At 67.3% G+C, this 23,604-nt stretch carries 21 protein-coding genes and 7 pseudogenes; 7 read left to right on the forward strand and 21 right to left on the reverse strand.

Annotation, left to right across the window (positions count from 1 at the left end; translation table 11 throughout):
- Positions 1-5 precede the first annotated feature (5 nt).
- The 4 genes and pseudogenes from AV541_RS05805 (at position 6) to paaZ (ending at position 3,722) form a co-directional block, all read left to right on the forward strand.
- Positions 6-521: a phenylacetic acid degradation protein gene (locus tag AV541_RS05805; RefSeq protein WP_060384465.1), complete on the forward strand. Its 516-nt coding sequence runs from the start codon at positions 6-8 to the stop codon at positions 519-521.
- Positions 514-1,259: pseudogene (gene paaC, locus AV541_RS05810) on the forward strand (1,2-phenylacetyl-CoA epoxidase subunit PaaC). Before AV541_RS05805 ends, paaC begins: the two are co-directional and overlap by 8 nt.
- Positions 1,253-1,708 (forward strand): 1,2-phenylacetyl-CoA epoxidase subunit PaaD, encoded by a 456-nt coding sequence (paaD, locus tag AV541_RS05815; protein WP_060384466.1) that lies wholly within the window; start codon positions 1,253-1,255, stop codon positions 1,706-1,708. The pseudogene paaC and the gene paaD overlap by 7 nt, the downstream one beginning before the upstream one ends.
- 14 nt (positions 1,709-1,722) lie before the next feature.
- A pseudogene (gene paaZ, locus AV541_RS05820) lies at positions 1,723-3,722 on the forward strand (phenylacetic acid degradation bifunctional protein PaaZ).
- A 210-nt stretch (positions 3,723-3,932) separates the two neighbouring features.
- Here paaZ and AV541_RS12335 read toward each other — a convergent pair.
- Genes AV541_RS12335 through AV541_RS12345 form a run of 3 tightly spaced genes read right to left on the reverse strand, consistent with a single transcriptional unit; the run spans position 3,933 to position 4,908 of the window.
- A complete protein-coding gene (locus AV541_RS12335) occupies positions 3,933-4,154 on the reverse strand; it encodes an MDR/zinc-dependent alcohol dehydrogenase-like family protein (protein ID WP_244880471.1) in 222 nt (73 codons plus the stop codon).
- Positions 4,151-4,480, reverse strand: coding sequence for an MDR/zinc-dependent alcohol dehydrogenase-like family protein (locus AV541_RS12340; RefSeq protein WP_244880472.1), 330 nt, complete (start codon positions 4,478-4,480; stop codon positions 4,151-4,153). The genes AV541_RS12335 and AV541_RS12340 overlap by 4 nt, the downstream gene beginning before the upstream one ends.
- The gene (locus tag AV541_RS12345) at positions 4,420-4,908 is read right to left on the reverse strand and encodes an alcohol dehydrogenase catalytic domain-containing protein (protein WP_244880473.1); all 489 of its coding nucleotides are present in this window, start codon (positions 4,906-4,908) and stop codon (positions 4,420-4,422) included. Before AV541_RS12345 ends, AV541_RS12340 begins: the two co-directional genes overlap by 61 nt.
- Positions 4,909-4,980: 72 nt before the next feature.
- Here AV541_RS12345 and AV541_RS05830 point away from each other — a divergent pair, with 72 nt between their 5' ends.
- A complete protein-coding gene (locus tag AV541_RS05830) occupies positions 4,981-5,733 on the forward strand; it encodes a LamB/YcsF family protein (RefSeq protein WP_060384467.1) in 753 nt (250 codons plus the stop codon).
- A 43-nt stretch (positions 5,734-5,776) separates the two neighbouring features.
- Here the strand turns inward: AV541_RS05830 and galT are convergent.
- From galT to AV541_RS05845, 3 genes and pseudogenes are all read right to left on the reverse strand, one after another.
- A pseudogene (galT, locus tag AV541_RS05835) lies at positions 5,777-6,831 on the reverse strand (galactose-1-phosphate uridylyltransferase).
- Between the two features lie 234 nt (positions 6,832-7,065).
- Positions 7,066-7,938, reverse strand: a pseudogene (locus AV541_RS13375) (transposase family protein).
- A gap of 446 nt (positions 7,939-8,384) precedes the next feature.
- A complete protein-coding gene (locus AV541_RS05845) occupies positions 8,385-8,870 on the reverse strand; it encodes a thioredoxin family protein (RefSeq protein ID WP_008632378.1) in 486 nt (161 codons plus the stop codon).
- Positions 8,871-9,083: 213 nt separating this feature from the next.
- Between AV541_RS05845 and AV541_RS12360 the strand changes: the two genes are divergently transcribed.
- Both AV541_RS12360 and AV541_RS05850 read left to right on the forward strand, forming a co-directional pair.
- On the forward strand, positions 9,084-9,209 hold the full coding sequence (locus AV541_RS12360; protein ID WP_238529991.1) for a helix-turn-helix domain-containing protein: 126 nt from the start codon (positions 9,084-9,086) through the stop codon (positions 9,207-9,209).
- Positions 9,175-10,272 (forward strand): RNA-guided endonuclease InsQ/TnpB family protein, encoded by a 1,098-nt coding sequence (locus AV541_RS05850; protein ID WP_008632375.1) that lies wholly within the window; start codon positions 9,175-9,177, stop codon positions 10,270-10,272. The genes AV541_RS12360 and AV541_RS05850 overlap by 35 nt, the downstream gene beginning before the upstream one ends.
- Before the next feature lie 39 nt (positions 10,273-10,311).
- Here the strand turns inward: AV541_RS05850 and AV541_RS11410 are convergent, their stop codons facing one another.
- From AV541_RS11410 to hpaI, 15 genes and pseudogenes are all read right to left on the reverse strand, one after another.
- Positions 10,312-10,479, reverse strand: a complete 168-nt coding sequence (locus AV541_RS11410) for a hypothetical protein (protein WP_156423365.1) — start codon at positions 10,477-10,479, stop codon at positions 10,312-10,314.
- A gap of 172 nt (positions 10,480-10,651) precedes the next feature.
- The gene (locus AV541_RS05855) at positions 10,652-11,074 is read right to left on the reverse strand and encodes a thioesterase family protein (RefSeq protein ID WP_060384468.1); all 423 of its coding nucleotides are present in this window, start codon (positions 11,072-11,074) and stop codon (positions 10,652-10,654) included.
- Positions 11,075-11,076: 2 nt separating this feature from the next.
- Positions 11,077-12,411, reverse strand: coding sequence for a phenylacetate--CoA ligase (locus AV541_RS05860; protein WP_060384469.1), 1,335 nt, complete (start codon positions 12,409-12,411; stop codon positions 11,077-11,079).
- Positions 12,368-12,772: a hydroxyphenylacetyl-CoA thioesterase PaaI gene (gene paaI, locus AV541_RS05865; protein WP_082709650.1), complete on the reverse strand. Its 405-nt coding sequence runs from the start codon at positions 12,770-12,772 to the stop codon at positions 12,368-12,370. The genes AV541_RS05860 and paaI overlap by 44 nt, the downstream gene beginning before the upstream one ends.
- A pseudogene (locus tag AV541_RS05870) lies at positions 12,769-13,495 on the reverse strand (ABC transporter ATP-binding protein). Before AV541_RS05870 ends, paaI begins: the two are co-directional and overlap by 4 nt.
- Positions 13,492-13,629 carry an ABC transporter ATP-binding protein C-terminal domain-containing protein gene (locus AV541_RS13570; protein ID WP_420855393.1) on the reverse strand — a complete coding sequence of 46 codons (138 nt, stop codon included), beginning with the start codon at positions 13,627-13,629 and terminating at the stop codon, positions 13,492-13,494. Before AV541_RS13570 ends, AV541_RS05870 begins: the two are co-directional and overlap by 4 nt.
- Before the next feature lie 156 nt (positions 13,630-13,785).
- Positions 13,786-15,248 (reverse strand): annotated as a pseudogene (locus tag AV541_RS05880) (branched-chain amino acid ABC transporter ATP-binding protein/permease); the annotation flags it as partial.
- The gene (locus AV541_RS05885; protein ID WP_060384472.1) at positions 15,245-16,222 is read right to left on the reverse strand and encodes a branched-chain amino acid ABC transporter permease; all 978 of its coding nucleotides are present in this window, start codon (positions 16,220-16,222) and stop codon (positions 15,245-15,247) included. The pseudogene AV541_RS05880 and the gene AV541_RS05885, both read right to left, overlap by 4 nt.
- Positions 16,223-16,225: 3 nt before the next feature.
- Positions 16,226-17,400 (reverse strand): annotated as a pseudogene (locus AV541_RS05890) (ABC transporter substrate-binding protein).
- 126 nt (positions 17,401-17,526) lie between these two features.
- Entirely contained in the window at positions 17,527-18,486 is a 960-nt protein-coding gene (gene hpaD / locus AV541_RS05895; protein WP_060384473.1) for a 3,4-dihydroxyphenylacetate 2,3-dioxygenase, read from the reverse strand.
- Positions 18,474-18,923, reverse strand: coding sequence for a 4-hydroxyphenylacetate 3-monooxygenase reductase subunit (hpaC, locus tag AV541_RS05900; RefSeq protein WP_060384474.1), 450 nt, complete (start codon positions 18,921-18,923; stop codon positions 18,474-18,476). Before hpaC ends, hpaD begins: the two co-directional genes overlap by 13 nt.
- The gene (hpaB, locus tag AV541_RS05905; RefSeq protein WP_060384475.1) at positions 18,920-20,371 is read right to left on the reverse strand and encodes a 4-hydroxyphenylacetate 3-monooxygenase, oxygenase component; all 1,452 of its coding nucleotides are present in this window, start codon (positions 20,369-20,371) and stop codon (positions 18,920-18,922) included. Before hpaB ends, hpaC begins: the two co-directional genes overlap by 4 nt.
- A complete protein-coding gene (gene hpaE, locus AV541_RS05910; RefSeq protein ID WP_060384476.1) occupies positions 20,335-21,930 on the reverse strand; it encodes a 5-carboxymethyl-2-hydroxymuconate semialdehyde dehydrogenase in 1,596 nt (531 codons plus the stop codon). The genes hpaB and hpaE overlap by 37 nt, the downstream gene beginning before the upstream one ends.
- Complete coding sequence (locus AV541_RS05915; protein ID WP_060384477.1) at positions 21,927-22,667, reverse strand: fumarylacetoacetate hydrolase family protein; 741 nt, start codon at positions 22,665-22,667, stop codon at positions 21,927-21,929. Before AV541_RS05915 ends, hpaE begins: the two co-directional genes overlap by 4 nt.
- Positions 22,664-23,563, reverse strand: coding sequence for a 2,4-dihydroxyhept-2-ene-1,7-dioic acid aldolase (hpaI, locus tag AV541_RS05920; protein WP_060384478.1), 900 nt, complete (start codon positions 23,561-23,563; stop codon positions 22,664-22,666). The genes AV541_RS05915 and hpaI overlap by 4 nt, the downstream gene beginning before the upstream one ends.
- Between the last annotated feature and the right edge of the window lie 41 nt (positions 23,564-23,604).

Raw genomic sequence — 23,604 nt, forward strand, 5'->3', positions numbered from 1 at the left:
GCGGCATGTGGGGAACCGAGTGGCCTAGGTACGAGGTCATCAAGCAGGACACGGAAAAAAGCGTGCCCCAGATGGTGGGCTCGGTCCACGCCACCGATCCCGAGCACGCCCTCCTTGTAGCCCGGCATGTCTTCGTGCGCAGGCCCTCCGCCTACGCCCTCTTCGTGGCCCCCGCCGAGGCCTTCTTCCACGTGAGCCAGGAAGGGTTTAAGGACCTCAAGGCGGAGGAGGAGGGCCAGGAAGAGCCCTACTGGGTCTTCGCCAAAAGAAGCCATCGCCGGAGCATGGTTTACGGGGACCTGGTGGGCCGCTTCCTCGCCAAGGGGCCCCAAGGGGCGGTCCTCGAGGCCCTCCTCCAGACCCCGGGGGTCGCCTTTTGGGCGGTTCCCGAAAGGGTGGTCGTGGGGACCGAGCCCAAGGAGGAGGTGATCGAGAGCTGGTTCGCCCCGGCTAAGGACAAGACCTACCGCCTGCAAAGCTACTACGGCCTCATCACCGCCAAGGAGGAGCGCCATGCTTGAGAAGCTCCTGGTGGAGAAGCTCACCGCCTTAGCCGACGACGAGGTGGTCCTCGCCCAGCGCCTTTCCGAGTGGGTGGCCCACGCCCCCATCCTCGAGGAGGACATCGCCGTTGCCAACCTGGCCCAGGACGAGCTGGGCCACGCCAAGCTCTACCTTAAGCTGAGGCGGGAGCTGGACGGTTCCGACCCCGACGCGCTCGTCTTCTTCCGCGACCCCCTGGAGTATCAAAACGCCGTCTTGGTGGAGCTCCCCAAGGGGGACTGGGCCTTCACCATGGTCCGGCAGTACCTCTTTGACCTCTACGAGAACCTCTGGCTGGAGGAGGCGCGAAGGAGCGCCTACCCCCCCTTGCGGAGGCGGCGGAAAGGATCCTCAAGGAGGAGCGCTTCCACCTGAAGCACTCCGCCCTCTGGGTGGAGCGCCTGGGCCTGGGCACGGAGGAGAGCCACGCCCGGGCCCAGAAGGCCCTGGAGATGCTCTTCCCCTACGCCAAGCAGCTTTTCGTGCCCTTGCCGGGGGAGGAGGAGCTTTGGGCGGCGGGGTACGTGCCGGACCTAAAGGCCCTGGAGGCACCCTACCTGGAGGAGGCCACCCGCCACCTGGAGCGCTCGGGGCTTAAGGTGCCGGAAGGGGGGTACGTGCCCAAAAGCCGCAAGGAGCACACGGAGTACCTATGGTCCCTGCTTGCCGAGATGCAGTCCGTGGCCCGGTGGGACCGGGAGGCGAAAGTGTGGTAGCGCGGTACTGGGAGGCCCTAAAGGGGGTGAAGGACCCGGAGATCCCCGTCCTCAACATCGTGGAGATGGGGATGGTCCTGGGGGTGGAGGCCGAGGGGAAAAGGGTCAAGGTGCGCTTCCGCCCCACCTTCTCGGGCTGCCCCGCCCTAAGGCTCATTCGGGAGGAGATCGTAAAGGCCCTGAAGGAAGCCGGGGCCGAGGAGGTGGAGGTGGAGGAGGCCCGCACCCCCTGGTCCACCGAGGCCATGACGGAGGAGGCCAGGGAGAAGCTTCTTCGCTACGGCATCGCCCCGCCCCTCCCTCTCCCCATGGCCGGGGAAGACCCTCCCTGCCCCCGGTGCGGAAGCCGGGAGGTGGCCTTGAAGAACGCCTTCGGGGCCACCCTTTGCAAGATGCTTTACCAGTGCCAGACTTGCGGCGAGGTCTTTGAGGCCTTCAAGACCGTCTAGGGAAAGGACGCGCGATGAAGCTCCAAAGCTACCTCATGGGCGAGTGGCGGGAAGGCCGGGGCGAGGGCGTTCCGGTGCGGGACGCGAGCACGGGGGAGGTCCTCGCCCGGGTGACGGCGGAAGGCCTCCCCGTGAAGGAGGCCGTGGCCTGGGGCCGGGAGGTGGGCGGGAAGGCCCTTCTGGCCCTGGGCTTCCAGGAACGGGGAAGAAGGCTTAGGGCCCTGGCCCAGCACCTTTCCGAAAGGAAGGAGGCGCTCTACCGCCTCTACGCCACCACGGGGGGGACGAGGCGGGACGCCTGGTACGACGTGGACGGGGGATCGGGGTCCTCTACACCTATAGCTCCCTCGCCCGCCACCTCCCCGAAGGCAACCTCCTCCCCGAGGACGACTTCCTTCCCCTCTCCAAGGACCTCTCCTTCCAGGGGAGGCATGTCCTCGCCCCCAAGGGGGGGATCACCGTCCAGATCAACGCCTTTAACTTCCCCGTCTGGGGCTTTTGGAAAAGTTCGCCCCCGCCTTCCTCGCAGGGGTGCCCACCCTGGCGAAGCCCGCCACCCCCACGGCCCACGTGGCCGAGGCCTTGGTGCGGATGATGCTGGAGTCGGGCCTTCTCCCCGAAGGAAGCCTCCAGCTCCTCGTGGGGGGCGTGGGAGACCTTTTTGACGCCCTGGACCACCGGGACAGCGTGTACTTTACGGGCTCCAAGGCCACGGCGGACCGCTTGAGGCGCCACCCCGCCTTCCTGGAAGGGGGCGCCCTCTTCAACGGGGAGACGGACTCCTTAAACGCCGCCCTCCTGGGCCTCGAGGCGGGGGAGGAGGAGCTGGAAAGGCTCGCCCAGGAGATCGCCCAGGAGCTCACCATCAAAACCGGGCAGCGGTGCACCGCCATCCGCCGGGTCTTTGCCCCCGAAGACCGCCTTTTGCCCCTTCTGGAGGCGGTGCGGGCGCGGCTGGAGCCCCTGCGCCTCGGGGACCCCCGGGCGGAGGGGGTGGACCTGGGTCCCCTGGCCTCCTCGGCCCAAAAGGAGGAGGTGGAGCGGGCGGTGGCGACCCTCGTCCAGGGGGGAGCCCGGGTCCACTGGCGCCACCCCGGCCCCGCGGAGGGGGCCTTCTTCCCCCCCACCCTCCTCCTGGCGGAGGACCCCGGCCCCCCTGCCCTCCACCAGGTGGAGGCCTTCGGCCCCGTGGCCACCTTCTTCCCCTACCGCACCCCCGAGGAGGCCCTGCGCCTCCTGCGCTTGGGCGGGGGATGCTGGTGGCCACCCTGGCCACCCCTGACCCCCAGGAGGCCCGCTTCTACCTGCAGGGCCTGGCGGGGGAGGTGGGCCGGCTCCACGTCCTCAACCGGCGCAACGCCCACGCCTCCACCGGCCACGGCTCCCCCTGCCCCGCCTCCTCCACGGGGGGCCGGGGCGGGCGGGAGGGGGAGAGGAGCTTGGGGGCATGCTGGCCGTGCGGCGGCACCTGGCCCGCCTGGCCCTCCAGGCCGACCCCCAGACCCTTCAGGCCCTCACCGGGGAGTACGCCAAGGGGGCGGAGCACCCGGCCAGGGTGCACCCCTTCCGCAAGACCTACGAGGAGCTGGAGGTGGGGGAAACCCTCTGGACCCACCGCCGCACGGTCACGGAGGCGGACATCGCCCTTTTCGCCCACCTCTCCTGGGACCATTTCTACGCCCACACCGACGAGATCGCCGCCAAGGAAAGCCTCTTCGGCCGACGGGTGGCCCATGGCTACTTCGTCCTCTCAGCGGCGGCGGGGCTTTTCGTGGACCCGGCCCCGGGGCCCGTGCTGGCCAACTACGGCCTCGAGGGCCTGCGCTTTCTGGAGCCCGTGGGGGCCGGGGACACCCTCCAAGCCCGCCTCACGGTGAAGCGCAAGCGCCCCCGGGACGCGAAGACGGGGGTGGTGGAGTGGGCCGTGGAGGTGGTGAACCAGGAAAGGAAGCCGGTCGCCACCTACACCGTTCTCACCCTGGTGGCCCGCAAGGGGGAAGGCGAGCCTGCTTAAAGGATCCCCACCCTGGGCCGGTAATGGCCTAGGGGTACCCTTGGAGGAGGCGGCCTTTAGGCTTTTCCCCTTCCCCGCCCGTTTTCCACGGACGGGGAAGGGGGTTTTGGGTGGGGAGCTCTGGGTGGTGGCTGTGCGCCTGGGGGCGGGTGGTGTGGGATGTTTGTTAGCTTTTTCACGATTAAACCTGCTCGTAATCAAACTCTCCTCTCAAGGAACCAGCACCGCCGAGCCCCGAAGCCGTCCCTGGCGCAGGGCCTCGAGGGCCTCGTTTGCCGCCTCCAGGGGGTACCGCTCCACCTCGGGCACCACGGGAACCTTGGGGGCCACCTCCAGGAAAAGCCGGGCGTCCTCCCGGGTGAGGTTGGCCACGGAGCGGATCTGGCGCTCCAGCCAAAGGAGGGCGTAGGGCATGGAGGGGATGGGGCTCATGTAGATCCCCCCGAGAACCAACACCCCCCGGGCTCGAGGTCCTTCAGGGCCTTGGGCACCAGGGCCCCCACCGGGGCAAAGACGATCGCCCCCTCCAAGGGCTCCGGGGGCTCCTCGTCGGAATACCCCGCCCAGGCCGCCCCCAAGGCCTCGGCGAAGGCCTTGGCCGCCTCGTCCCCGGGGCGCACGAAGGCGTAGAAGCGCTTCCCCTCGTAGCGGGCCACCTGGGCCAGGAGGTGGGCCGCCGCCCCGAAGCCGTAAAAGCCTATGGGGTCCCGGTCCCGCACGAAGCGGTAGCTCCGGAAGCCGATAAGCCCGGCACACATCCAAGGGGCGAGGCGCACGGGGTCCCCTCGGGCAAAGGGTAGGTGAAGGCGGCCCGGGCCAGGGTGTACTCCGCATACCCCCCGTCCCGGTGGTAGCCGGTAAAGCGGGCCTCGGGGCAGAGGTTCTCCTCTCCCCTCCGGCAGAACTTGCAGGCCCCGCAGGCCGAGGCCAGCCACCCTACCCCCACCCGCGCCCCAAGCCGCCCCTCTACCCCCTCCCCTAAAGCCACCACCCGGCCCACCACCTGGTGGCCCAGGACCAGGGGAAGCCTGGGCGGGGGAAGCTCCCCGTCGGCGATGTGGAGGTCGGTGCGGCAGACGGCGCAGGCCTCCACCTGCAGGAGGACTTCGCCCGGGCCCGGCGCGGGCACGGGGAGCTCCCGAAGGACCAGAGGCCGCCCCACCTCGGTGAGCACCATGGCCCGCATGGTCATACCCCCATTATGACCACCCTGCGGAGGTCTTCCCGAGGGGCTCCGGGCGGGGATTAAGCTAGGGGCATGACCGTGGACCTGAACGCCGATGCGGGCGAGTCCTACGGGGCCTTTGCTTACGGGCACGACCAGGAGATCTTCCCCCTGGTGACCTCGGCGAACCTAGCCTGCGGCTTCCACGGGGGAAGCCCGGGCCGGATCCTGGAGGCGGTGCGCCTGGCCAAGGCCCACGGTGTCGCCGTGGGGGCGCATCCCGGCTTCCCCGACCTCGTGGGCTTCGGCCGAAGGGAGATGGCCCTCTCCCCGGAAGAGGTCTACGCCGATGTCCTCTACCAGATTGGGGCCCTCTACGCCTTCCTAAGGACAGAAGGCCTTCCCCTCCACCACGTCAAGCCCCACGGGGCGCTTTACCTAAAGGCCTGCAAGGACCGAAAGACGGCGAGGGCCATCGCCTCGGCGGTGAAGGCCTTTGACCCGGGGCTTCCCCTGGTGGTCCTCCCGAAGACGGTCTACGAGGAGGAGGCGCGGGAGGCGGGGCTTAGGGTGGTCCTCGAGGCCTTCCCCGAAAGGGCCTACCTGAAAAGCGGGCAGCTTGCCCCCCGCTTTATGCCGGGGTCTTGGATCACGGACCCGAAGGAGGCGGCCCGGCGGGCGGTGCGCATGGTGCTGGAGGGAAAGGTGGAGGCCTTGGACGGCGGAGAGGTGGAGGTGCGGGCCGACACGCTTTGCATCCACGGGGACAACCCCAACGCCCCCGAGGTGGCACGGGCGGTGCGAAAGGCCCTGGAAGCCCAGGGGGTGGAGGTGAGGGCTTTCTAAGCGCCGAAGCGGGGGCCCCGATGCGAAACCCCCGCGCGGCCGCTTAGGCCCCCCGCAAAGCCTCCCGCAAGGCCTTGACCGTCTCCTCGGGAAGGGCGTCCACCACGAAAGTGCCCGCCCCAAGCTCCGTGCCCGCCAAATACTTGAGCTTGTCCCGGGTGCGCCTCGGCGGGTAGAACTCCACGTGGAAGTGGAAGGTGGCCTCCTCCCCCAAGGGAGCGGCGTGGAAAACCATCACGTAGGGGAAAGGCTCCCCAAAAAGGGCATCGTACCGGGCCACCACCCGGCCCAAGAGCCTGGCGAAGGCCGCCATCTCCACCTCGGAGAAGGTCCAAGGCCCCGGGTGATGCGCCTTTGGGGCCACCCAGACCTCGTAAGGGTAGCGGGCAAAGGGAGGCACGAAGGCGAGGAAGCCCCCCTCCTCGTCCACCCGGTAGGGGTCCAGGTGGGGGAAAAGCTCTAAAAGGACGGGCCTTTCCCGGAAAGCCTGGCTTTCCCGCTCCAAAACGGGGGGTACGAAGGGGTAGGCGTAGATCTGCCCGTGGGGGTGGTGGAGGGTCACCCCCACCGCCTCTCCCCTGTTCTCAAAGGGCATGACGAAACGCACCCCGGGAAGGGCGTAAAGGGCCTGGTAGCGGTCCCGCCAGACCCAGGCGAGAAGAAGCCTCTCCTCCTCCGTGAGGGTGGCGAGGCTTCCCGTGTGGCTAGGGGTGTAGACCACCACCTCGCACCGGCCCAGGGCGGCCTTTGTCGGCACGGGGAGGCCATTGGGAGGGGAAGGAGGTGCTTGGACCAAGGAGGGGAAGCGGTTCTCAAAGACCGCCACCTGGAAGGCGGCAAAGGGGATCTCCGTGGGGAAGCCCCCCTCCCGGCTCGGGCACAGGGGGCAGTGCTCCTTGGGGGGAGGAAGGTGCGCCCCTGGCGGTGGGCGGCGTAGACCACCCACTCCCGCCGAAGGGGGTGGTAGCGCAGGTGGGGGGTGGGGTGGAAGGGCTCTTGGAGCTCGGGAAGGGGGGAAGCCTCCTCCAGGGTAAGGCTGTAAAGCCATAGCTCCCGGCCGTCCTTCTTCCGGTGGAGGCGTTTAAAGAAGGGGGGCATGGTCCACACCGGCTACGGATCTTTGACTTAAACCTGGGCGGGCGTCTCCCTGGGCCTCAGGGCCTCCGCCACAAAAGCCCCCATCACCCCCAGCATGAGCCCCAACGCCACCGCCAGGGCGAAGATGAGCCCCCGCTTGGGGGCCACCTTCTCGTAGATGGGGTAGGCGGGAGCCAGGATGGAGGCCCAGGCCTCCTGGTTGCTGGCGATCTGGATATTCCTTCGTGTGCTACCTCATAGCTCCACCCCGGCCATCCTGAGAAGCACCCGGCTACGTATGAGGTTGTGAACAAGCAGGATGAGGTTCACCCGGGCCACCAGCCCCCAGTAGGACCGGGCCTCTATCCGATGAAGCCCCAAAGACCGCACCATCACGCTGAAGCGAGTCTCTATCCAGTTCCGTACCCTTCCCATCCACCCTCTCCACCCCGTCTCCACCACCCTTCCTCCCCTGACCCGATAGGGTGGTGTCTTGACTCCCTGGACCCAACGAAAGCCCCGGTCCCCGAGAACCGCGGGCAGACCGTCCAGCAGGTCCCTCCCCCAGGTCTCCCGGGCATTACCGGGGAGAATGGCCCAACGAAAGAAGAGACCCCGCTCGTTCATCACTGGCATGATGCTTTCCCGTCAGGGAAACAGCTTGTGGACGTAGCCCGCGAAAGCCCCCAGAGGTCCTACCCCCATCGCGGCCTCGGGAAGAGAGAGGCCGTGGATGCGGTGGCCGTGGGCCAGGGGGATAGGCTTGAGGTCCACCACCTGCAGGAGGCCTTGTCCCCCAGAGAGCCTCATGGCCAGGTGAGCCAACAACCCCTGGGCCTTCTGAAGGACCCGGTAGAAGCGGGAGAGGTGGGGGAGGGAGGGGAAGTAGGCCTTGAGGGTGGTCTTGGCGGCCAAGTAGCCTTTGGCGAGGTCTTGGCCTTGCAAAAGGAGAAAGATGACGAGGGTTAGGAGCTCGGCCAGGGTAGCCTTCTGGTGCTTTTGCTTTGGGGGGAGCTTGAAGTCCTGAGCTTGCAAGGCCTTGAGTTCGTCATCCACCCAAATGTAGGTAGCCACCAGAAGGGTTTCCGCGTCAAGATAGTAAAGGGGGTGCTCACGATCTTGCTGCATAGCACCCCCTCTTTTTTCACATCCCGAGGGTCCAGATCAAGTAGCACACGAAGGGATTTTTTGCTTAAGCTCTTCCACGAGGGATGTTTTGGACAGCTCCAGCATTCCCCCTCCTTCAAAGTGAGGATACTACGCCCTCCGCCTATGTGTTTAAATCCCAAGTGCCTTCCTATAGACTTCCAGATATGCGGTGGCTGCTGGTTTTGGGGATTTTCCTGAGCCTGGCCCTGGCAGGCCCTTGCGGGGGGAGGCCCTACACCCTGGAAACCGAAGAGGGCCTCCTAGGGGGCCAGGAGATGAGCTACGACGGCGAGGTCCTGGTCTTTGAGGGCCAAGCCTGCTTGGAGCGGGAAGGGCTCTACCTAGAAGCCTCTACCATCCGCTACCTAGAGGCCGAAGGGACGTTTCAAGGGGAGGAGCTTCAGGGGGAAATTGAGGGCTGGCGGCTAACCCTCTCCCCCCAAAAGGGCCCGCCACTCGGAAAGCATAGCCTCGGCGAAGCGGGGGAAGGCCTCGTGGTAGCGGCGAAGGCGCTCGGCCGGGGGCAAGCCCTCCTCCTTGGCTTCCCTTAGGAAAGCCTTGGCCGCCTCGGGCGGACCGTGCCAGCGGGAAAGCTCCCTAAAGGCCCCGTCCAGGAAGACCACCGTGGGGACGATGCGCTTTCCCCCCTTGGCGTAGGCCTCGGCGAGGTCGGGGTTTTCGTCGCGGAAGAAGAAACGGGCCTCGAGGGGAAGCCGGGCCAAAACGGGGATGGCCTGGACCGAGTCCGGGCACCAGTCCTCCACCAGGACCAAAGCCCGGGAGGCGGGCAGGGGAGGAAGGGGAGGAAGCCCCCGGTAAAAGGCCTCCACCCGCTCCCGGTTCCGGCGAAGCCTCGGGAGGAGGTCCAAGTAGGTGAAGCCCTCGTAAAAGCGCGCTGCCACCGGGTCCATATCCCTAATCTTAGAGAAAGGAGGGGGTGTGGGGGAGCTATAATCCCCCGGTTTGCAAGATACGGGCTCTGCCCGTGACCAAACCGGGGATACATGGACTCCCCCACGTCCGCCGGAGGCGGACACAGCCCCTTCCCAAGCACGCCGTCATCTAATGCGAGAGGCCGATCCGTTCCCAGGCTGTCTGGTAAACTAAATACGCCAGGGAAGACGATGCGTAAAGCCTTCAAGTACCGCCTCTACCCTACTAAACCCCAGCTACAGGACCTGGAGCGCACCCTTGAGCTGTGCCGCCAGTTGTACAATGCGGCCTTGCGTCAGCCCGAAGGGCTACCTTGAGGAGCGCAGGGATGCCTACAGGAAGGCCGGGAGGACGGTCGGCTTCTACGAGCAGAAGCGTTGGCTACCCCAGATACGGGCTGAGCTGCCGGAGTACAACCGCATCCACTCCCAGGTGCTCCAGGACGTGGTCCAGAGGGTGGACAGAGCCTTTCAGGGCTTCTTCCGTAGGGTCAAGGCGGGGCAGAAAGCGGGCTACCCCCGCTTCAAGGGGAAGGGGCGCTACGACTCCTTCACCTTCCCCCAGGCGGGGACTACCGGGGTCAAACTCCAGGGGGGCGGGAAGCGGGTGCTCCTCCACGGCATCGGCTCGGTGAAGGTGAAGCTGCACCGCCCCCTCCAAGGAACCGTCAAGACCGCCACCCTCAAGCGGGAAGGCGAACACTGGTACATCGTCTTTGTCTGCGAGGTGGAGCCTAGGCCTCTTCCCCCCAACGACCAGGCCATCGGGATAGACCTGGGCACCAACCCCAACTTCCTCATTACCTCCGACGGGGAGATGGTGGAAGCTCCCCGGTACTACCAGAAGGCCCAGGAAAAGCTAGCCACCGCCCAGCGCAGCTGTTCTCGTAAGAGGAAGGGTAGCTACCGCTACAAGCAGGCTAGGAAACGGGTTGCTAAGCTCCACCGGAAAATCGCTAACCAGCGCAAAGACTTCCACCACAAGCTCGCCAGGAGGCTGGTCAACAACTATGGAACCATCGTCCACGAAGACCTGAACATCCTCGGACTGGCCCGAAGCCGCACCGCCAAAGGGGTGCTGGACGCGGGCTGGGCGCAGTTTCTTGCAATCCTCGCCTACAAAGCGGAAGGTCACCGCGTAAGCGGTAAGGTTCTAGCTGGTAGGCGGGTGGTGGGGGTAGACCCCAGACACACCAGCCAGGACTGCCCGGTGTGCGGGCACCGGGAAAAGAGGCCCTTGTGGGTCAGGGAGTTCACCTGCCCCGCTTGTGGGGCCTCTCTTCACCGGGATGTGGCCGCGGCCATCAACATCCTGGCTAGGGCTCGGACGGAGCCTGCGGAGAGTGTGATACCGCACGAACCGCGAAGCCCCGCTTTTTAAAGCGGGGAGTCGTCACGGTGAGGAAGACCGGGATAAACCCTATCCCCGCCAGCAAGGCCCCAGGAAGCCCAAGGGAGTGTTTCCCCCCACGCTCATCCAGAACAAGAAGACCCCCACGGCCCAGGGCAAGGCTGCAAGCGCCCCTAAGCGGTAGTCCGCCCAGGCCTCCTTGGGCCTTCCCGTCCAGAGGTTGGATAAGGGGGCCACACCCCCTAGGGGCACACCACCATCGCCTCGAGGACCACGGAAAGCCCCGCCTCCCAGGTCCTAAGGCAGGCCAGGAGGGAGAGGGCCAAGACCACCCGGTTCCGGGAAAGCCTTGCCCGAAGCCAGGGAGAAAAGAGGAGAAGGGGCGGGGCCAGGGCCCCGAGGAGGTGGATCAGGAAGATCTTTGGGCCTCCCAGCGCTCCCTGAGCCTCTGGAAGAGGGCCTCCACCTTGGCCTTGGGAAGGATCACCTGCTCGGTCCGCCCCACCCCGATGAGGTCGCCGAGCTCGTTGTAGGCCTCCATGGTGGCGTGGACCCGGTTTCCCTCGGTCCTTTCGTGCCGGGCCACGACCCTGACCCGCATCCCCGGGAGCGCCGAGGCCAGGTGGCGCACCTCCACGTAGCTCCCGATCCCCTCCTCCCCCTCCTCCAGAAAGGGCAGGATGATCTTGCGCCCGGCGAGCTCCATGTGCTTGGCCATCCAGTAGGTGGCGTAGACGGGGTGGACCGGCCCGAGCTCCTCAAAGTGTACGGTCATCTCCGGGGTAACCACCGTCTCAAAGGTGGCCTCAAAGCCTTCGGGGATGGGGCGCATGGCTACTTCCTCAGGTCCAGAACCCGCCTTAGCTTCCCTCCCTCGCTCCTTGGGGCCTGGCCGGGGGCGAGGAGGGTCACCTTCATGCTCACGCCAATGGTATCCTTGATCTTCCGGGCGATCTTCTCCCTCAGGGCGTGGAGGCGGTGGTCCGCTTCCACCACCTCGTCGGAGAGGACCTCCTGGCCCACCTGCCGGAAGAAGTCCTCCGTGACCTCCACCTTGAGCTCCGCCTCGTCCAGGGTGCCCTCCCGCTTCACCACGATCTGGTAGTAGGGTTCCACCTCGGGGATTTCCAGGAGGACGGCCTCCACCTGGGTGGGGTAGACGTTCACCCCGCGGATGATGAGCATGTCGTCGGTGCGGCCCAGGATGGGCCCCATGCGCACGTGGGTGCGGCCGCAGGTGCAGGGCTCGGAGGTGAGGAAGGTGAGGTCCCCCGTCCAGTAGCGGAGGAGGGGCATGGCCTCCTTGGTGAGGGTGGTGAAGACCAAAACCCCCACCTTCCCCTCGGGGAGGGGCTCGCCCGTGTCCGGGTCCACCACCTCGGGGAGGAAGTGGTCCTCCCAGATGTGGCTTCCCTGGCGTTCCTCCACGCACTCGTTGGCCACCCCGGGGCCGATGATCTCGGAGAGGCCGTAGATGTTGGTGCTCCTCACCCCAAGCCCCTCGTCCACCTGCTTGCGGATGGCCTCCGTCCAGGGCTCGGCGCCCAGGACGGCGTACTCCAGGGAGAGGGCCTCCGGGGAAACCCCGCGCTTTTTAAACTCCTCCGCCAGGGTCTGGGCGTAGGAGGGGGTGCAGGAGATCACCTCGGGGCGGAAGTCCTGAATGAGCATGACCTGCCTTTCCGTCATCCCCCCGGAGACCGGCACCACCGTCATCCCCAAGGCCTCCGCCCCCCCGTGGAGGCCGAGGCCCCCGGTGAAGAGGCCGTAGCCGTAGGCGTTGTGGAGCATCATCCCGGGCCTTGCCCCGGCCGCGGCCAAGGAGCGGGCCACCACCTCGGCGAAGACCTTGAGGTCGTTTTTGGTGTAGCCCACCACCGTGGGCTTGCCGGTGGTGCCGCTAGAGGCGTGGATCCGCGCCACCTCCTCCCTGGGCACGGCGAAGAGGCCGAAGGGGTAGTGGTCGCGCAGGTCGCTCTTTTTGGTGAAGGGGAGTCTGGGGAGGTCTATGAGACCCCGGATCTTCCCCGGCCTCACCCCCACCTCGTCCAGAAGCCTCCGGTAAAAGGGGACCCTCTCGTAAACGTAGGCCACCACCTGGCGTAGCCTTTCCTCCTGCAAGGACCTAAGCTTCTCCCTGGGAAGGGTTTCCAACTCCGGCTGGTACATCCTCACCCCCTAAACGAAACACCGTGCCCGTGAAAAGGGCCACGAGCTTACCCTCCGACACCACCTCCACCCGGTAGGTGGCGGTGCGGCGGGAGAGGTTCACCTCCACTGCCCGCGCCTCCACCCGCGCCCCCACGGAAAGGGGACGGAAGTAGTCCATGCGGCAGGAAAGGGCCACGGCGGGGCCGCGGGCGTTGGAGGCCAGGGCGAAGGCGCTATCCGCCAGGGCGTAGAGAAAGCCCCCGTGGGCGGTGCCGTGGAGGTTCAGGTGCTCCGCCCGCACCTCCCCCGCCACCACCGCCTCCCCCGGGGCGAGGTGAAGGACCTTGAGGCCCAAGGCCTCCATGAAGGGGTCCTTCACCCTTCCACCTCCCGCGCCGCCCCAAGGTAGGCCTCCACCACCCGGGGGTTTGCCCTAAGCTCCTCGGCCCGCCCGGAAAGGGCCACCTCCCCCGCCTCCAGGACCACCCCCCGATCCGCCAGGGAAAGGGCCATCTTGGCGTTCTGCTCCACAAGGAGAAGGGTCACCCCCTCCCCCTTGAGGGCGGCGAGGGTGCGGAAGATCTCCTGGACGATGAGGGGGGCGAGCCCCAAGGAGGGTTCGTCCAAGAGGAGGAGGCGGGGCCTGGCCATGAGGGCGCGGCCGATGGCGAGCATCTGCTGCTCCCCCCGGAAAGCGTCCCCGCAAGCTGGCGCCGCCGCTCCTCGAGGCGGGGAAGAGGGCGTAGACCCGCTTGAGGTCCGCCTTAAGGTCCTCCCCCCTCCTAAAGCGGGCGAAACCCCCGAGGAGGAGGTTGTCCTCCACGGATAGCCCGGGGAAGAGGGCCCGCCCCTCGGGGACAAGGACCACGCCTTGCTGAAGGAGGGCCTCGGGAGTCCTATGGGGGAGGGGCGTATCCCCAAGGCGCACCTCCCCCTCGGCCCGGGCGAGGCCGAGGATCCCCTTGAGGACGCTCGTCTTCCCCGCCCCGTTGGGGCCGATGAGGGCGAGGGCCTCCCCCTCCTCCAGGGCGAAGGAGACCCCGCGCGCGGCCTCCAGGGCCCCGTAGCGCACCGTGAGGTCCCGCACGGCCAAAAGGCTCATGCCGCCTCCACCTCCCCCAGGTAGGCCGCCCGCACCAGGGGGTTCTTCTGCACCTCCTCGGGCGTCCCCTCGGCGATCTTCTCCCCGTAGTTCATCACCACCACCCGGTCGGCAAGCCTCATGACGAGGTCCATGTCGTGGTCCACGATGAGGACGCTGTACCCCTCGCGGGCGAGGGCCTGAAGCAGCCGGGCGAGCTCTCGCTTCTCCCCGGCCCGAAGCCCCGCCCCCGGCTCGTCCAAAAGGAGGACCTCCGCCCCCGAGGCGAGGAGCCGGGCGAGCTCCAAAAGGCGCTGCTGCCCCGCCGTGAGCCGGTCCGCCCGCTCCAAGGCGAGCTCCCCCAGGCCCACCCGCTTAAGGGCCTCGTAGGCTGTGGCCAAAGCCCTTTCCTCCTCCTTCTTGTGAAGGCCCAAGAGGACCTGCAAGAACCCCGCCCGGGTGCGGGCGTAGGTGGCCAGGGCCGCGTTCTCCAGGACCGTCATCTCGGGGAAGATGTGGGGGTGCTGGAAGGTACGGCCCAGGCCCAAGGGGTGGACGCGGTAGGGGGGAAGCCCGGTGACCTCCTGGCCGAAGAGGAAGACCTGCCCCCCGTCCGGGGGATGGCCCCGGTGACGAGGTTGAAGGTGGTGCTCTTCCCCGCCCCGTTGGGGCCGATGAGGGCCAGGATCTCCCCGCGCCTTAGGGCGAAGGAGACGCCGTTTACGGCAAGAAGCCCCCCGAAGGCCTTCCTTAGGCCCCTCGCCTCCAAGACCACCTCCCCCCGCCGGCCCGAAGGGGGCCTTTGGGGAAGGGGCTTCGCCTCGGGGAGGGCCGGCCGCCCGAAGGCGCGCTTCCCCGCAAGGAGGGGCCAGAGCCCCTGGGGGGCGAAGAGGAGGATCCCCGCGAGGACCAGGCCGTAGGCGATGGTCTCGTAGTTCCCCTGGCGCCCGAGGAGGAGGGGAAGGAGGTCCTTGAGCCAGTCCTCTAGCCCAGTGAAGAGGGCGGACCCCAGCAAGACCCCAGGGATCGTGCCCACGCCGCCCGCCACGGCCATGACCAGGTACTTGATGGAGGCCTCCAGGGAGAAGGGCGTGGGGTTCACGAAGCGGAGGAAGTGGGCGTAGAGGAACCCCGCAAGCCCCGCGATCCCCCCCGCAAGCAAAAAGGCCTTGAGGCGGAGGGCCGCCGGGTCCACCCCGAAGCTCGCCGCGGTGAGGGCATCCCCCCTAAGGGCGAGAAGGGCCCGGCCCAGGCGGCTTTCCCGGAGGTTATGGAGGGCGAGGACGAGGAGGGCGAGGAGGAAGAGGCTCAAGAAGGCGTAGCGGAAGGGGCTGTCCAGGGGGAGGCCGAAGAGGGCGAGGGCCGGAAGGTCGGTGAGCCCCGTGTGCCCTCCGGTAAGCCCCACCAGGTTTCCGGCGAGGATGTAAAGGGCCACCTGCCAGGCGATGGTGGAAAGGGGGAGGAAGTGCCCCTTGAGCCTGACGGTGAGGAGGCCCAGCACCAAGGCGAAGGCCAGGGTGAGGCCGAGGCCCAGGGCGAGCCCCGCCCAGGGGGAAACCCCCGCCCGCGTGGTGAGGAGGGCGGTGGCGTAGGCCGCCACCCCCATGAAGGCCGCCTGGGCGAAGCTCGTCATCCCGCCAAGCCCCGTGAGGACGTAGAGGGAGAGGGCCACCAAAGCGGCGATGGCGAAGAAGTTGAGGAGAGTGAGGTAAAAGGGGAAGGGCACGAGGAGAAAGGGAAGGAAGAGCAGGGCAAACCAGAGGTACCGCCTCACTCCTCCACCCCCTTCGCCCGGAGGCTCTGGTAGAAGAGGGCCGGCACCAGAAGGAGGAACACCAGGGCCTCCTTGTAGGCGCTCGCGTAGAAACTGGTGAAGCTTTCAAAAAGCCCCACCAGGACCGCGCCCAAAAAGGCCACCGGGTAGCTCACGAGCCCACCCAGGATGGCCGCCACGAAGGCCTTGAGCCCCAGCATAAAGCCCATGAAGTAGGCGGCGTTGATGAGTGGCGCCAAAAGAAGCCCCGAAAGGGCCGCCATGAGGCCCGATATGGCGAAGGCCACCATCCCCGCTTCCTCCGGGCGGATCCCGCAAAGCCTCGCCCCAAGCCGGTTCTCCGCCGCCGCCAGAAGGGCCTTCCCAAAGAGGGAACGGCGGAAGAAGAGGTAGAGGGCGGCGGCGCTCAAGAGGGCGAAGGCCAGGACCAAGACGCCCTGCCAGGTGAGGCCCACCACCACCTCCCCCTGGAGAAGGGGGTCGGGGCGGAACTGCTCCGGGCCGAAGAAGACGAGGCCCAGACCCTGGTAGGCCACGTGAAGCCCCACGGCCATGATGAGGAGGGCGAGGACCGTGGCCTCCCGCATGGGCTGGAAGAAGACCCGGTAGGTGGCCACCCCCAGGTAGACCACGAGGAGGAGGGCCGCCAAATAGGCGAGGGCCGGGCTTCCCCGGGCGAGGAGGAAGAGGAGGAGAAGCCCCACCCCTCCGAGGAGGGGGAGCCCCCGGCCCCTTCCCCGCTCCAACAGGGCCCAAAGGGCCCCCAGAGCGAGGGCGAGCCACAGGGTGCCGGGGAGCTTCCCCCCTTGGAGCCAGACGAAGGAGAGGGGGGCGAACATCATGAGCTCCCCGATGGGCACCAGGATCACCCGGGTCACGGCGAAGACGAGGACCATGGCCAGGGCGAGAAGCCCGTAGATGACCCCGTTCTGCACGCCGTCCAGAAGGAGGAGGCCGAGGATGGTGGCGTCCATGGCCTAACGGAAGACCCGCTCCAGCTTCCAGCGGCCGTTCTCCACCCGCACCATCACCGCGGCGTCCTCAAAGCGGAGGCCCAGGTGGTCCTCCTTGGTGAAGGTGAAGACGCCGTGGGTGCCCACCACGCCCTTGGTGGCCTCGATCTCGTCGCGCAGGGCGGCGCGGAAGGCGGCGAGGTCCTTGTCGGGGTCCGCCTTCTTGAGGGCGCGCTCTAGGGCGGGGCGCAGGATGAGCCAGGCGTCCCAGGCGTGGGCGCCGAAGGTGGAGTAGCTGCCGATCCCGTACTTGGCCTCGTAGCGCTGGATGTAGTCCAGGGCCACCCGCTTGGGGGGAAGGTGCTGGGAAGCTGCTCCGCCACCAGGATGGGCCCGGCAGGAAGCAACGTCCCCTCCACGTCCTTGCCGCCCACCCGGAGGAAGTCGGGGTTGGCCACGCCGTGGGTCTGGTAGATGAGGCCCCGGTAGCCCCGCTCCTTCAGAGTGCGCTGGGGAAGGACCGCCGGGGTGCCGCTCGCCCCGATGAGGATGGCGTCGGGCCTGCGGGCGATGAGGCGAAGGGCCTGGCCGGTGACGCTGGTGTCCGTGCGGTTGTAGCGCTCGCTGACCACGAGCTGGAGGCCCTTGGCCTTGAGCTCTGCCTCAAAGTACCGGGCCCAACCCTCCCCGTAGGCGTCGTTAAAGCCGATGTAGCCCACCCTTTTCACGCCCCGGGCCACCATGTCGGCCACGATGGCCCGGGCCATGAGCTCCTCCGTCTGGGGGGTCTTGAAAACCCAGAAACGCTGGGCGTCCACGGGGTAGATGATGTCTTTGCTGGCGGCAAGGGAGATCATGGGCACCTTGGCTTCCGCCACCACAGGGATCATGCCCAAGGAGGCGGGGGTGGTGGTGGTGCCCACGATGGCCACGGCGCCCTCCTCCACCAGGCGCCTTGTGCTCCGCACCGCCTGGGTGGTGTCGGAAGCGTCGTCCAGGATGACGAACTCCACCTTCCGCCCCGCCACACCCCCCTGGCGGTCCAGCATCTCCTGGATGAGGAGGAAGGTGTTCCGCTCGGGGATGCCCAGGGAGGCCGCCGGCCCCGTGGCCGAGACCACGACCCCGACCTTCAGGGCGCCTTGGGCCAAAGCCGCCAACGCCAAAAACGCCGCCAAAGCCAACGCACGCTTCACCATGAACCTCCTTTCTCCAACACCGGGCCCGCCCGGTTTGGACCAAACTAACGGCCGTTCGGTTCGCCTCCCAGTCTAGGAAGGGACCTTTGTCCTGTCAAGCCCCGGGCTGGGACCGGGGCCTCTCGGTTAGGTCACGTGCTCGGGGAGGCCCTGCAAGGCCGAGGGGCGCGTGGGCACGGGGTTTTCCTCAAGGTCCAAAAGGGTGCTCCCCTCCAAAAACCAGCTTTTGGGCGTGCGGTGCCCCCAGAGGGTCTGGCGGCGGGGGTCGTTGAGGCTCCAGCGCACCGGGGGGTGGTCGGGGTCCACGGTGAGGTAGTCGGAGGTGTAGAGCTCCAGGCGGTGGCCATCGGGGTCTTTGAGGTAGAGGAACATGGCGTTGGAGATGCCGTGCCGCCCGGGGCCCCGCTCGATCTGGTCCGTGCGCAGGGCCCCCGCCAAGATGTCCGCCGCCTTCAGCACGGCGAGGGGGTCGGGGAGCCAGTAGGCGAAGTGGTGGAGCCTGGGGCCTTCCCCGTTGGTGAAGGCGATGTCGTGGACGTTCCCCTTGCGGTGGAGCCAGCTCGCCCAAAGCCTCCCCTCCTCGTCCTCCGTGTACTCGGTAAGGCGGAAGCCGAAGACCTCCTGGTAGAAGCGCGTGGCCTCCCCCACCACGGGGGAGAAGACGTTGAGGTGGTCTATGCGCAGGATCCCGGGCCCCCGGTGCTCGTGGTAGTTCTGCAGGACCCGGGGAAGCTTTTCCGCCTGGAAGTAGAAGGCCAAGGGGTAGCCGAAGGGGTCCTGCACCTTTAGGACCTCGGGCCTTCCCCAGTCCGCCTCGAGGCGGTGGGGCCACCCCTCCTTGGCGGCGAGGTTCTGGAGGGCCCGGACGCCCTCTTCCGAGTCCACCTTGAAGCCCAGGGTGCGGACCGCGGGGAAGGGGGCCTCGGTGAGCTTGAGGCTCCACTCCAGCTCCTCGTAGCCCCGGAGGTAGGCCGCCTTCTTCTCCCGGTGCTCCAGGCGGAAGCCCAGAAGCCCCTGGTAGAACTCCAGGCTTTTCTCCAGGTCCCGCACCCAAAGTTCCACAAACCCCACCCTCACGATGGCCATACCAACCTCCTGTAGCCCCTTTGGAAGTAGACCAAAGGAGGCCCCTCCTCCCCGAGCTCCACCTCCTCCACCAAGCCCACCACGATCCGGTGGTCCCCCCCGGGGTAGATGGCATGAAGGCGGCAGCGGAGGACGGCGAGGGCCCCCTTCACCCTCCCTTCCTCCAGGGCGATTCCCTCCTTGGGCCTTCCCGCGAAGTGCTCGGAGACCGCCTCCTGCCCCTCGCGAAGGAGGCTTACGGTGAAGGTCCCCGCCCCCTCGAGGACGGGGAGGAGCTTGGCCCGCTCGCTCACCGCCAGGGCCACGAGGGGGGGCTCGAGGCTCAAGGACATAAAGGCGGTGGCCGTCATCCCCCTTTCCTCCTCCCCAAGCCTGGCCGCCACCACCGTGACCCCGCTGGCGAAGCGGGCGAGGGCCTCCTTGAAGGCCTCCTTCACGCCTGGACCTCCTCAAAGACCTTGAGGCTTTCCTTGAGGAAAGCGCGGATCCTCTCCTTGTAGGGCTCCTTGTTGTAGACGTTGTAGAGGGTCTGGTACATGCGCACGGGGTCGCCGAAGAAGAAGCGCTCGTAAAGCTCCTGCCGGGCCCCGAAGCCGGAGAGGGTCATGTCCCAGGCCAGGCGGAAGAGGGCCACCCGCTCCTTGGCCTCGAGGGCCGCCCCCTGGAGGAACTTCTCCAGGAAGGGGCCGAGGGGCCCCTTGAAGTCCTTTTCCGAGGGGAGGGTGATGAGGCCCGAAGCCCCGATCTGCTCGATGATCTCCCGGATCCTGGGGTAAAGCCTCGGGTAGAGGTTTCTCGCCCCGTCCAGGGCCTTGCGGTCTGGGCAGAGAAGCCCGTAGGCGTTCTCCTTGGCCTCCTCCTCCGCCCTCGTCCAGAAGGCGCGCATGGCCTCGAGGTAGACGATGATCTCGGCGATCTTCTCCTGGACGTGGCCGTAGACGTCCGCCCCGATGCCCTCGGCCATGAGGGCGGCCACCCCAAGGAAGGCCTCGGTCTTCGCCGTCTTCAGGGCCACCACCTGGTGGGCCATGTGGTTCAGGGCGCCCGTGGCCGCGTAGGCGTTGTTGCAGAGCTCCACGTTCCCCAGGATGAAGACCCTCTCCCAGGGGACGAGGACGTCGTCAAAGATCACCAGGCAGTCCATCTCCTCCACCCGGCTGGAGAGGGGGTGGTCAAAGGGGCTGTCCCCGCCCACCAGGGCCTCCCGGCAGACGAAGTGGAGGCCCGGGGTGGAGGTGGGAAGGGCGAAGGCGATGGCGTACTTCTCGCTTCCCGGCCCCTCCTTGAGGAGGGTGGAGGGGAAGATGAGGACCTCGTCCGCCAGGGGGAAGGTGGCCGTCATCCGCGCCCCCCGGACCACGATCCCCTTCTCCGTCTGCTTCACCACCCCCACGGGGATGTAGGGGTCGGGCTGGGCGGAAGGGGGCTTGGCCCGGTTCACCTGGGGGTTGGTGAGGGCGTGGGTGGTGGCGAGGTCCTTGTCCCGGAGGTACCGGTAGTAGTTCCGGACGTTTTCGGCGAACTCCCCGAAGTAGTCGGCGCTCGCCGCGTAGGCCATGACCACGGCGTTGAGGTAGTCGGGGCTCCGCCCCATCATCCCCAGGTTCTGGTCGGCCCAGAGTTTGTAGGCCTGCCCCCTCCGCTTCAGGTCCTCCTTGGTCTTGGGGATGAGGAAGCTCATCCCGTGCCGCTTCCCCTCCTCCTCGTAGGTGAGGACCTCCCGGTAGCGGGGGTCGTGCTGCAGGTCGTAGAGGGCGGCCATGGTGCGCACGATCCCCCGGAAGACGGGGTGGGTGGTGGGGTCCTCCACCTTCTCCCCCTTGTACCAGAGGTTGGGGGGACGGGTCTTCAAGGCCTCGAGGTACTCCGCTCCGGTCCTTGCCATGGGCTACCTCCCTTCCTTCCCGAACTTGGGCACGTGGGGGGACGGAGGGGAAGGGCGATGGTCTTGAGGTCGGTGTAGAAGTCCAGGGCGTAGGTGCCGCCCTCCCTCCGGTCCCCGCTTTGCTTCACCCCGCCGAAGGGCGTGGGCAGGTGGCGGACGTTGTGGCTATTCAGGTAGACCATCCCCGCCTCGAGCTCCAAGGCGAGCCTGTGGGCCCTCTCCAGGTCCCGGGTGAAGACGTAGGCGGCGAGGCCGTACTTGGTGTCGTTCGCCTTTTTCAAGGCCTCCTCCTCGTCCCTGAAGGGGATGGCCACGAGGACGGGCCCGAAGATCTCCTCCTGGGCGATTTTCATGTGGTTCTCCCCCACGAAGAGGGTGGGCTTGAGGTAGTTCCCCTGGGAGAGGTCCTCCCCCCGGAAGGAGGTCTTGGCCCGCTCCCCGCCCACGAGGAGCCTCGCCCCTTCCCGCTTCCCCGCCTCCACGTAGCCCAGGACCCTTTGGAGGTGCTCGGGGTGGATCAGGGGTCCCACCTCGGTCTCGGGGTCCAGGGGGTGGCCCACCCGGATGGCCCGGGCCCTTTCCGCCACCTTCCCCACGAAGTCCTCAAAGATCTTCTCCTCCACCAGGAGCCTGGAGCTTGCCGTGCACCTTTCCCCGTTGAAGGAGAAGATCTGGAAGACCACGGCGTCCAGGGCCCTCTCCAAGTCGGCGTCGGCGAAGACCAGGGCGGGGCTTTTGCCGCCGAGCTCCGGGGAGAGGCGCTTGAGGTGGTCTGCGGCGTTGCGCATGACGATCTTCCCCGTCTCCGTCTCCCCGGTGAGGGTGAGGAGGGGGACGAGGGGGTGGGCCACCAGGGCCGCCCCCGCCTCCTCGCCAAAGCCCTGGACCAGGTTGAAGACCCCCGGGGGGAGGTCCGCCTCCTTTAGGATTTCCGCGAGCTTCGTGGCGGTGAAGGGGCTCCACTCCGCGGGCTTCAGGACCACGGTGTTCCCGAAGGCGAGGGCGGGAGCGATGCGCCAGGTGGAGAGCATTAGGGGGGCATTCCAGGGGGTGATGATCCCCACGGGGCCTGCAGGAACCCGCACGGTGTAGTAGAGCCAGTCCCGGTCCACGGGGAAGGTCCTATCCTCCATGGCGTGCTCGGCGTACTCGGCGTAGAAGGCGAAGTTTTCCGCCGCCCGGGCCACCTGGGCCCGGACGATCCTTAAGACCTGCCCCGCATCCAGGCACTCCATCACGGCAAGCTCGTCGGCGTGTTTTTCTATGAGCTCGGCGATTTTGAGGAGGTAGCGCTTCCTTTCCTTGGCCTTGGTGCGGCTCCACTTGGGGAAGGCCTCGTGGGCCGCCCGGGCCGCCTTGTCCACCTCCTTTTCCCCGCCCCTCGCCGCCACGCCCAAGACCTCGTTCGTGGCGGGGTCTAGGGAGGGAAAGGTCTCCCCGCTTTCCGAAGGGGAAAACTCCCCGGCGATGAAGTGGAGGGCGGGCTTTTCCTTTAGGCGCCGCCGCACCGCCTCGATGGTTTCCCAAGGGATGCCCGCAACCTGGTCGGCGTACCTCATGGCTCCTCCTCTATGGGGTTCTCCAGGGCCCCAAGGCCCTCAATCTCCAAACGCATCACGTCCCCGGGCCGCACCTGGCTGATCCCCTTGGGGGTGCCGGTGAGGAGGACGTCGTAGGGCTCCAGGGTCATGAACTCGGAGATGAACTCCAGAAGCTCCGCCACGGAGTAGAGCATCCTCGAGGTGTGCCCCTCCTGCCTGAGTTCCCCGTTCACGTAGGCCCTTAGCCAAAGGTCCTGGGGGTCTTCCACCTCCTCCACCACGAGGAAGGGCCCCAGGGGGAGGAAGGTGTCCCGCCCCTTGGCCCGGATGGGGGGGCGGAAGGTGTTTTTCACGTAGTCCCGGGCCACGAGGTCATTGGCGATGGTGTAGCCCAGGACATAGTCCAGGGCGTCCTTGGCCTTGACCTTTTTCATGAGGCGGCCCACCACCACGGCGAGCTCCACCTCGTAGTGGACGAACCTGGCCCCCTTGGGGTAGAGGACCACCCCCTTGTGGGGGAGGAGGCTCGTGTTAGGCTTCCAGAAGAGGGCGGGCTCCTCAGGGCGCGCTAGGCCGAGCTCCTCGGCGTGATCGGCGTAGTTCAAGGCCACGCCCAGGACCTTCCCCGGAGTGAAGGGGAGGAGCCAGGTGACGTCCTCGGGCCTGTGGGCCTCCCCCGCCTCGTCCAGGAGGAGGCCCTCCCGGTAAACCCCCTGGTGGACCCGGCCTTTGGCGAGAAACCGGGCGAGCTTCACGCCACCTCCTTTTCCTTGGGGAGGAGGCCGTAGCGCTCGGCCATCCGCCTAAGCCTCTCCTCCACCTCCGGGGTGGTGGGGCCCAAGGGGGGCCGCCACTCCTTTTCCAACAGGCCCATCCAGGAAAGAACGGTCTTCAGGGGGATGGGGTTCGTGTCCCAGAAGATGGCCTCGTTGGCCTCGAGGAGGTAGAAGTGGAGTTCCCGCGCCCCCTGGTAGTCCCCGGCGAGGGCCTTTTCGCAAAGGAGGGCCACTTCCTTGGGGAGCCAGTTGGCGGTGGCGGCGATGGTCCCCACCGCCCCCAGGCTCATCATGGGGAGGGTGAGGCTTTCCAGGCCGCAGAAGACGAGAAAGTCCCGCCCCGCCTCCAAAAAGAGGTGGGAGAGGTACTCCAGGTCCTTGGAGGAGTGCTTGAGGCCCACGATGTTGGGGAAGTCCCGCCTAAGGCGCCCCACGGTCTTGGGGGCGATCTCCACCCCGGCCCTTCCCGGGATGTTGTAGATGAGGAGGGGAAAGTCGGGGACGGTCCTCGCCACCTCGGCGAAGTAGCGATACATCCCCTCCTGGTTGGGCTTGACGTAGTAGGGGACGATGACCATGGCCCCCTGGGCCCCGGCCTCCTTGGCGAAGCGGGTGAGCTCCAGGGTCTCCTCCAGGCGAAGCGCCCCGGTCCCCGGGATCACGGGAACGCGGCCCGCCACCTGGTCCAGGACGACCTCTATGGCCCGCTTCCTCTCCTCCAGGGTCTGGGTGCCGGGCTCGCCCGTGGTGCCCCCCACGCTCACGCCGTGGGAACCTCCCTGGACGACCCGCTCCACGAGGCGCCTTAGGGCCTCCTCGTCCAACTGGCCGCGCCGAAAGGGTGTGGGTAGGGGCGGTATGGAACCGCGGAACATGCTGGGCTCCTTTCGCTTCCCAGGATGCGGGGGCAGGCCGC

It is taken from the genome of Thermus parvatiensis, from assembly GCF_001535545.1.
GTDB lineage: Bacteria > Deinococcota > Deinococci > Deinococcales > Thermaceae > Thermus > Thermus parvatiensis.

Excerpts from the sequence above, each read along its gene's own strand:
- AV541_RS12340 (WP_244880472.1), bottom strand. The coding sequence starts at position 4,480 with ATGTGTGCCGGGCTTATCGGCTTCCGGAGCTACCGCTTCGTGCGGGAC.
- AV541_RS05830 (WP_060384467.1), top strand. The coding sequence starts at position 4,981 with ATGACCGTGGACCTGAACGCCGATGCGGGCGAGTCCTACGGGGCCTTT.
- AV541_RS05805 (WP_060384465.1), top strand. The coding sequence starts at position 6 with ATGTGGGGAACCGAGTGGCCTAGGTACGAGGTCATCAAGCAGGACACG.
- AV541_RS12360 (WP_238529991.1), top strand. The coding sequence starts at position 9,084 with ATGCGTAAAGCCTTCAAGTACCGCCTCTACCCTACTAAACCCCAGCTA.
- AV541_RS12345 (WP_244880473.1), bottom strand. The coding sequence starts at position 4,908 with ATGCGGGCCATGGTGCTCACCGAGGTGGGGCGGCCTCTGGTCCTTCGG.
- AV541_RS12335 (WP_244880471.1), bottom strand. The coding sequence starts at position 4,154 with ATGAGCCCCATCCCCTCCATGCCCTACGCCCTCCTTTGGCTGGAGCGC.
- hpaE (WP_060384476.1), bottom strand. The coding sequence starts at position 21,930 with ATGAGGTACGCCGACCAGGTTGCGGGCATCCCTTGGGAAACCATCGAG.
- hpaI (WP_060384478.1), bottom strand. The coding sequence starts at position 23,563 with ATGTTCCGCGGTTCCATACCGCCCCTACCCACACCCTTTCGGCGCGGC.
- AV541_RS05860 (WP_060384469.1), bottom strand. The coding sequence starts at position 12,411 with ATGTACCAGCCGGAGTTGGAAACCCTTCCCAGGGAGAAGCTTAGGTCC.
- AV541_RS05850 (WP_008632375.1), top strand. The coding sequence starts at position 9,175 with ATGCGGCCTTGCGTCAGCCCGAAGGGCTACCTTGAGGAGCGCAGGGAT.
- hpaB (WP_060384475.1), bottom strand. The coding sequence starts at position 20,371 with ATGGCAAGGACCGGAGCGGAGTACCTCGAGGCCTTGAAGACCCGTCCC.
- AV541_RS05855 (WP_060384468.1), bottom strand. The coding sequence starts at position 11,074 with ATGCGCCCCATCCCCGAAGGCTTTGAGGCCACCTTTGAGACGGTGGTT.
- AV541_RS13570 (WP_420855393.1), bottom strand. The coding sequence starts at position 13,629 with ATGGACCTCGTCATGAGGCTTGCCGACCGGGTGGTGGTGATGAACTAC.
- AV541_RS05885 (WP_060384472.1), bottom strand. The coding sequence starts at position 16,222 with ATGGACGCCACCATCCTCGGCCTCCTCCTTCTGGACGGCGTGCAGAAC.
- hpaD (WP_060384473.1), bottom strand. The coding sequence starts at position 18,486 with ATGGCCATCGTGAGGGTGGGGTTTGTGGAACTTTGGGTGCGGGACCTG.
- AV541_RS05845 (WP_008632378.1), bottom strand. The coding sequence starts at position 8,870 with ATGGACCCGGTGGCAGCGCGCTTTTACGAGGGCTTCACCTACTTGGAC.